Annotated in this window: 7 protein-coding genes; all 7 read right to left on the reverse strand. The window is 72.0% G+C overall.

All coding sequences use genetic code 11. The annotated features are described in order from the left end of the window. Positions 1-327: 327 nt before the first annotated feature. The 7 genes from AB8Z36_RS26045 to AB8Z36_RS26075 all read right to left on the reverse strand — a co-directional run bounded on the left by AB8Z36_RS26045 (position 328) and on the right by AB8Z36_RS26075 (position 7457). Complete coding sequence (locus AB8Z36_RS26045) at positions 328-1215, reverse strand: DUF5936 domain-containing protein (protein WP_369215809.1); 888 nt, start codon at positions 1213-1215, stop codon at positions 328-330. Between the two features lie 32 nt (positions 1216-1247). Continuing rightward, positions 1248-2195, reverse strand: coding sequence for a type II secretion system F family protein (locus AB8Z36_RS26050; RefSeq protein WP_369215810.1), 948 nt, complete (start codon positions 2193-2195; stop codon positions 1248-1250). Positions 2196-2244: 49 nt separating this feature from the next. Beyond that, on the reverse strand, positions 2245-3582 hold the full coding sequence (locus AB8Z36_RS26055; protein ID WP_369215811.1) for a CpaF family protein: 1338 nt from the start codon (positions 3580-3582) through the stop codon (positions 2245-2247). A 53-nt stretch (positions 3583-3635) separates the two neighbouring features. Next, positions 3636-4043, reverse strand: coding sequence for a TadE/TadG family type IV pilus assembly protein (locus AB8Z36_RS26060; protein ID WP_369215812.1), 408 nt, complete (start codon positions 4041-4043; stop codon positions 3636-3638). Continuing rightward, positions 4040-5704 carry an AAA family ATPase gene (locus AB8Z36_RS26065; protein ID WP_369215813.1) on the reverse strand — a complete coding sequence of 555 codons (1665 nt, stop codon included), beginning with the start codon at positions 5702-5704 and terminating at the stop codon, positions 4040-4042. The genes AB8Z36_RS26060 and AB8Z36_RS26065 overlap by 4 nt, the downstream gene beginning before the upstream one ends. 9 nt (positions 5705-5713) lie before the next feature. After that, complete coding sequence (gene cpaB / locus AB8Z36_RS26070; protein ID WP_369215814.1) at positions 5714-6424, reverse strand: Flp pilus assembly protein CpaB; 711 nt, start codon at positions 6422-6424, stop codon at positions 5714-5716. A 112-nt stretch (positions 6425-6536) separates the two neighbouring features. Further along, positions 6537-7457 carry a hypothetical protein gene (locus tag AB8Z36_RS26075; protein ID WP_369215815.1) on the reverse strand — a complete coding sequence of 307 codons (921 nt, stop codon included), beginning with the start codon at positions 7455-7457 and terminating at the stop codon, positions 6537-6539. Between the last annotated feature and the right edge of the window lie 179 nt (positions 7458-7636).

Genomic DNA, 7636 nt, shown 5'->3' on the forward strand with positions numbered 1-7636 from the left:
CGATCGTCAGTGTCCGGKCGACCCAGRCTTCGAGSACGCGTTSCTKCAGCACGACGGCTCCTTCTCTGCCACCCGATTCCGCGACCACCGCGACCACCGTCGGCGTCGCCAAAGGCAACGTACGCGACAACACGTGGCTCGGCAGCAACTCTGCGCGACCAAGGGGTTTTCGCCCACCCCGGCCCCGCAAGTTGGCGGATTCTCTTCCCCACCTGTGAGATCACCATGCACGAAACCCCCTCCCGCGAACCGCGAACTCAGGACCGACTGTCCCACATCCAGTTGCACCCGCGAAGGGTTTTCGCGAAGTCGATCTCGGCGGCATCGTCAACGTCCCAGAATGGAGCCGAAGTCGGAGCCCGAGCCGAGGAACATGCCCGCCGCGATAAGGATCATCGTGGCGGGGAGCATGAATACCAGCGTCACCATCGTGGCCTTGGGAATCGTCTTCGCCGCGCGGCGGCGGGAGTTCTGGGCGTCGGTGCGGCGCATGTCCGTGGCGATCTGGATGAGCGTGTCCGCGATCGGGGAGCCGAGTTCCTCGCCCTGCTGGAGCGCGGAGACGAACTGGGCGACCTGCTCGGAGGAGTTGCGGCGGCGCAGCGCGTCGAACGCCTGGCGGCGGCTGACGCCCATGTCCATCTGGCGCAGCGTGATGCGCAGTTCGTCCGCCCACGGACCCTCGTACCGCTCCGCCACCCGGTCGAGCGCCTGCCGGAAGCCGAGTCCCGCGGAGACCACGACCGCGAGGACGTCGAGGAAGTCCGGCAGCGTGCGGTCGATGACCTCGCGGCGTTCGCGGATCGCCTGCCAGATCAGCCCGTCCGCGGCCGTGGCGCCGAAGGCGAAGGTCAGCAGGGCGAAGAGCGGGGAGCCGTTGGTGAGGAAGATCAGGCCGAGGAGGACGCCGAAGGCGCCGTAGACCGCGCGGCGTGCCGCGTAGCGGTCGATCGTGAGGCCGCCGGGGTTGCCCGCCATGTCGATGCGCTGCCGCTTGGCGTCGACCCGCTTCGGGCCCATCAGGCGCAGGACCAGCGGCGCGAACCGCATCCCGAGGCGGTCCACCGCCGAGCCCGCGGCCGAGACCCGGGTCGCGCCGACCTCCAGGGCCACGGCGAGGTCGGCGGGCAGCTTCGCGTCCGCGCGGTACATGCGGATGCCCTGGCAGACGCCCGCCACCGCGAGACCCATCAGCACCGCGAGAGCCAGCGCCATCAACGTCGTCCCCTCCCTGTCCGGTGCACGGCTCAGACCTCGATCTTTCCGAGGCGCCTGATCACGAAGAAGCCGATCCCGTACAGGCCGAGGGAGATCAGGATCAGCGTCTGGCCCATCGGGGAGCCGGTCACGCGCTCCAGTGCGCCCTCGTTGGAGGAGTTGATCAGGAGGAGCGAGCCGAGGCCGAGCAGCGGCACCGTGAACGCGGTCGCGTGGACCTCCGACAGCATCGTGCGGACCTCGCGCCGCGTCTCCTTCCTGTCCTCCAGGGTCTGGGTGAGGTTGCGCAGGGAGTTGACCACCGTGCCGCCCGCCTTGTTGGACAGGACGAGCGTCGTCACCAGCACTATCAGCTCGCGCGAGGGCAGGCGTTCGGCCAGTTCGCCCAGGGTGTCGTCGATCGAGCGGCCCAGGGTGAGCTGGTCGGCCACGTGCGACAGCTCCTCGCCCGCCGGGGCCTCCAGTTCCTCCGCCGCCATGGCCAGGGAGGTGCGCAGGGCGAGGCCCGCCGCCGTGGCGTTGGCGAGGATGCGGGCCACGTCGGGGAGCTGGTTGATGAAGGCCTCGATGCGTTTCTGCCGCTGCCAGTTGAGGAACGCGACCGCGCACCAGACGGCGACGACCCCCGCGATCGGCCCGAAGAAGGGGGCGAGCGTCGCGGCCGCCATCGCCCAGAGCGCCGCGACGACCGCCACCACGTAACTGAAGAACTCCCCCGCCGTCAGGTCGAGTCCCGTCGAGGAGAGCCGCAGGTGGATCGCGCGGCCGAGGCGGGTGCGGCGGAGTCTGCGGTCGACGGCGGCGAAGCGGCGCGCACGGCCCGGCGGCCCGCCGTCCCCGCTGCCGGGTCCCAGCGCGAGGCGGTCCACCAGGGCCGCGCGCTGGGCGCGCCCCGAAGCGTACGTGTGGACCCCGGCGACGGCGAGCGTGCCGGTGAGCAGGGTGGCGCCGAGCGCGAGCAGCGCGGGATCGTTCATCGGGCGCCTCCCGCCGGGTGGCGTGACAGGTCGGTCGGCCGTCCGCCGGTCATCCGATCGCCTCTCTCGTGTTCATCACGTCGATGGCCTCCGCCACGCCGAACGCCGGTGGCACCGGTTCGCCCGCCCCGTACAGCTTGTCGGCGACCTCGCGCGGCAGCGGCAGATGTTCGTAATAGCCGTGCACGACGCGGTCGGGCCCGATCGGGCGGGGCACGAAGCGGGTGACGGGGACGATGCGGAACTGCTGGCGGCCGTGCGAGACGAGCAGCACGATCTCGGCGATCCGGCGGGAGCCGTCGCTGTGCCTGGCGAGCTGGATGACCACGTCGACGGCCGAGTTGATCTGGTCCTTGAGCGCTTCGAAGGGGATCTGCACCTCCGACATGGACCCGAGGGTCTGGAGCCGCATCAGGGCGTCCTCGGCGGTGTTCGCGTGGACGGTGGCGAGCGAGCCGTCGTGTCCCGTCGACATCGCCTGGAGCATGTCGAGGGTCTCGCCGCCGCGCACCTCGCCGACGATGATGCGGTCGGGGCGCATGCGGAGGCTGTTGCGTACGAGGTCGCGGATGGTGATCTGGCCCTTGCCCTCGACGTTCGCGGGGCGGGATTCGAGGCGGATCACGTGGTCCTGCTGGAGCTGGAGTTCGGCGGAGTCCTCGATGGTGATGATGCGCTCGTGGGCCGGGATGAGACCGGAGAGCGCGTTGAGGAGCGTGGTCTTGCCGGTGCCGGTGCCGCCGCTGACGATGAGGTTGAAGCGGGCGCGCACGAACGCGGCGAGCAGCATCAGCATGTGCTCGTCGAGCGAGCCGAGGCCGATCAGCTCCGGGAGCGTGTAGGCGCGCGGGAAGCGGCGGATGGTGAGCGTAGCGCCGGTGAGGGTCAGCGGCGGGATGATGACGTTGACGCGCTCGCCGGTGGGGAGGCGGGCGTCGACCATCGGGTTCGACTCGTCCACGCGGCGGTTCACGGTCGAGACGATGCGCTCGATGGTCTGCATGAGCTGGTCGTTGGAGGCGAAGCGGAGCGGGAGCTGCTCCACGCGGCCGTTGCGCTCGACGAAGACCGAGTCGGGGCCGTTCACCATGATCTCGGTGATGGAGGCGTCGGCGAGGAGCGGTTCGAGCACGCCGAGGCCGAGGGCCTCGTCCACGACGCGCCGGATGAGCTGGGCGCGCTCGGCGGTGGAGAGCACCGGGCCCTCGCGGCTGATGATGTGGCCGAGTACGCGCTCCAGGCGGACGCGGCGGTCCGCCGCCGTCAGCGAGGACATCTCGGCGAGGTCGATCTCCTCCAGGAGCTTGGCGCGGTAGACCGCGACGAGTCCGTCGTCACGGCTCGGCTCGGTCTGGCGGGTCGGGGCCACGCGGTCACGCAGGCTCATGCCGTCCTTCGACCTCCTTCTCGTGTACGGACTGTTCGGGTGGTACGGGGGCTTCAATACCCGGCGTCGGCGTCGGCTGCATCGTCGTTCGGCATCGTGGCCTTCTTGGTGACGCTCCATCCGGCGTCGATGAACGGCAGCAGTTTCGGGACCCGCACCTCCACCGTGGCCGTCGTCGTGCCGCCGCCCCGGCTGACGCCGACGGAGGAGTCGAGGCCGCCGTCCATGGCCGCCGCGCCCGCCGCCTCCCCGGAGTCTCCTTGCGAGGCCGCGCGGGCCGCCGCGCGGGCGCCGGAGCCCGCCTGGCCTGCGGCGTAGCCGACCAGGCCGAGCTGGATCGCCGCGAGGCCGACGAGCAGCAGGACCGGCAGGAACCCGGCGAACTCCAGCATCGAGACACCCCGGTCGTCCCCGGTCAGTCGGCGGCCACGGCCTCGGCACCGCACGAAGAAGCCCCTCATCCCGCCCCTCCCTCGGCACCTTCCTTGGCCGCGCCCGCCTTCCCGTCGACGTGCCACCCCGCGTCGAAGCCAGGGAAGAACACCGGCACGTCCACCGAGACGCGGGCCTTCCACACCGTGCCCTCGTCCGTGCAGGAGACCTCCGCGTCCTGCCAGGCGGCGGGCAGGTGCTCCTTCGCGGCGGCGGAACAGGCGCCCGCCGCGCCGTCACCCACCGCGTACGCCGCGGTCGCGGCCCGCGCCGCCTCGTCCGCGGCGTTGCCCGCCAGGGAGTACGTGTAGCCGTAGAGCGCGCACTGCCAGAGGATCGTCATGACCACGAGGATCAGCGGGAACATCGCCGCGAATTCGAGGGTGACCGCGCCCCGGTCGCCGCCGCGGGCCGTGTCCCGGTCGCCGCTCGCGGCCCTGCGGCGCAGGGCGAGGGCGCCGCGCCTGCCGCCGCCCTTGGCGCCCGCCCTGGCCCGCGGTTCGACGAGGCCCAGTTCGCCCGCGAGGCCCCAGAGCGCCTGCTTGACCGAGGAGCGGCTCTCCAGGTCCTGCATGCGGCCCGCGTCGAGAACGGTCTGGAGCTCCTTGAAGGCGGCGGGCACGGTGGTGCGGGCCGTCCTGGTGCCGGTGACGCGCTCCACCAGGGAGGGCTGGATCTCGGTGCCCTTGCCGTGCCGGTTGACGACCGTGAGGGTCTCCTCGGCCTTGCGGACCTGGAGGCGGTCCCAGAGCCGCACCACGCGCTTGGCCGCGCGGACCGCCACCACGTCGGGGGTGACGAGCAGCAGGGCGTGGTCGGCGACCTCGACGGCGGTGGCGCTCGCGGAGGTGACGTAGGCGCCGCAGTCGACGACCACGACGTCGTACCGGGCGCGCAGGGCGCCGAGGGTCTGGCGGGCGACGCGGTCGGTGACCTCCTCGCCGCGTTCGCCGTCGGCGGGGGCGAGGAGGAGGCCGAGGCCGGTCTCGTGGGTGTAGACGGCGTCCTGGAGGACGCGGGGCGTGATGTCGCTGATGGCGGCGAGGTCGGCGATCGAGCGCCGGAACTGCACGTCGAGGTAGGAGGCGACGTCCCCGGACTGGAGGTCGAGGTCGACGAGGGCGGCCGAGCGTCCCGACGCCTGGGCCGCGAGGGCGAGCTGGACCGCCGTCACCGTCGTCCCCACGCCGCCCTTGGCCCCGCTGACGGCGACGACCGTGCCGGCGCCGGGCGGTCCCGCGGGGCCGCTTCCCCCGTACAGTTCGAGCCCCCCGCTGCCCAGGTGGCGCCGCATGCCCGCGGACCAGGCCGCGGCGGCCTGGACGCGTTCGGCGAGGGCGTCGTAGGCGAGCGGGAAGCCGACGATGCCGCGGGCGCCGGAGTCCATGGCGGCGGTGAGGAGCTCCGGGCTGGTGTCGGCGGTGATCAGGACCACGCCGACGGCCGGGAAGCGCAGGACGAGGTCCCTGATGAGGTCGAGCGCGGGGGCGGGCCCGATGCGCTCGTGGACGAGGACGACCTCGGGCAGTTCGTCGACCGACTCGGCGGCGAGCCGGGCCAGGGTGTCGAGGAGCGCGGTGGAGTCCCCGACCGGCAGCGCGGGTTCGGCGTCGGGGAGCTGTCCGGCGAGCGTGGACAGCGCGCGGGCGGCCTCGATGTCCCCGACGGCGGGGAGGATCCGGGTGGCCATACGAGCCTCCTACTTGTCCTCGTCGAGGGTGTACGTCCGGTCCCGCGGCGGGACGGTGGCGTCGCCGCCCGCGCCGACCAGGGCGAGCCGGACGTGGGTCGCGAACGACTCGGCGTACGCGACGCGCTGCGCGTCCGCCGTGCCGAGGGCGAAGGTGATCGGCACGGCCTCGCTCGCCCTGCGGCGCGTGCGGTCGTCCTGGTCCGGTTCGAGCGGGGTCAGCTTGCCGACGTCGAGCACCTTGGCGCCCTCCACGATGACTTTGGACTGGTCCTTCGCGCTGTCGCTCTCGCCCTTGAAGGTGGCGTAGATGTTGACCTTCGCGCCCGGCGTGATCTTGCCCGCGACACCGGTCGCGGCGTCGATCATGATGGCGATCTCCTGCTGCCCGGGGCCGAGTTCGGGGCGCCGCACGATCATGTCGGACTGGAGCAGCGAGCCCTTCCTGAGCTGCGTGACGGCGATCTTGCCGCGGATCTCGCCGAGGTCGGTGACGGCGTTGCCGGAGAGCCACCGCTCGGGCATCTCGACCTTCTCGAACTGGTCGGCGGTGAGTTCCTTGTAGGGCGCGATGTCCGTCTTGAGCTTGTACGCGGGGGTCTCGGGGCCCACCTTGGAGTTCACGTCGCGGATCACCGAGAGCACGCCCGCGAACGCGCCGAGCGCGCACAGGACCGACAGGACCAGCAGGATGACGCCGCGGCGCTGGCGTGAGTTCATGGGCCGGACTACCTCGATCGCGTGCGGTTGGCTACGGACAGTGAGCGATGTGGCGCAGGATCGGTCGGGGTCGGGTCGCGTACGGAGTGCGGGTACGAGGCCGGGGCGGCGGCTAGGTGGCGCCCCGGGGCAGGGCGGTCGCGCCGCCCGGCGCGAGGGTGCGCGGTGGCGCGGGGCGGTCCATGACCGGGGGCAGCGGCGCGGCGCAGAACGCACAGCGGTCCCCGATGAGTTCGAGCCCGCACCAGTGGCAGTCGTCGCGCCGGACGGACGACACGAGCTGGTAGAGGACCGAGATGTCCGGGATGGCCGCCGCGAACTCGACGAGCCTGCCGGTGGCCCACCAGCGCGCGGACTCGGCGCTCGGGCGCGCCTCGGTGACCCCCTGGCAGTTCCAGGCCGGGGCGAGGGTGTCGGTGACCCAGCCGGGCGCGAGCTGCCCGGGGGCGTACAGCATCCGCGTACCGAACCCGGGTCCTGGCAGGGTCGCCGCGCCGTCTCCGGCCACCACCTTCACCAGCTCGGGCCGGGGTGTGGCGAGCACGGCGAACTGGGCGCCCGGCAGCCATGACTTGGCGTGCGACTGGAGGGTGACGGGGACGCGGTCCAGCTTGGCGACGGAGCCGAGCAGGGCGCCCGCGTAGATGTAGTGGGACAGGAGCCGCGCGGCCGACGCGAGGACGCCGGGGCTGAAGTCGCAGACCGAGAGCTGGCGGAGCTGGAGCGCGAGCACGGCGAGGCCGAGCGGCGGCAGGTCGGAGCGGACGACGGCGATGCGGTCGCTCTCCAGGACCGAGCGGATCGCGTACAGCCGGTGCTCGACGGCGGTGGGCGCGGAGGCCGGGCAGAGGACGATCACATACCCGTGATGCTCGATGAGCATGTCCATCTCGGTGAGCGCCTGGTCGAGCGAGTACGTGCGCGGGGACTGCGCGGCGGACTGGAGGACGGCCGCCGATGGCGTGTGCCGGTCGGGCGACGGCAGCACCAAATCGGGGCCGGTGACGGCTATGGCGGTCGGCAACGCGTACACCCCCGGTCGTCGTGCACTCCTGCCTCAGCACCATATCCACGTCATGGTCGACTCGACACCCAACTTCCCACTGTTCATGTGGAAGTGAGGGGTTCGGCTCTATGGGGCCCCTGTGCATCAAGAGGTGTTTGAGGTCTTGACAACCTCATTGGTCTGGACCAGCTTGGGGACGCACGCAC

The organism is Streptomyces flavofungini, from assembly GCF_041028215.1.
Classification (GTDB): domain Bacteria; phylum Actinomycetota; class Actinomycetes; order Streptomycetales; family Streptomycetaceae; genus Streptomyces; species Streptomyces flavofungini_B.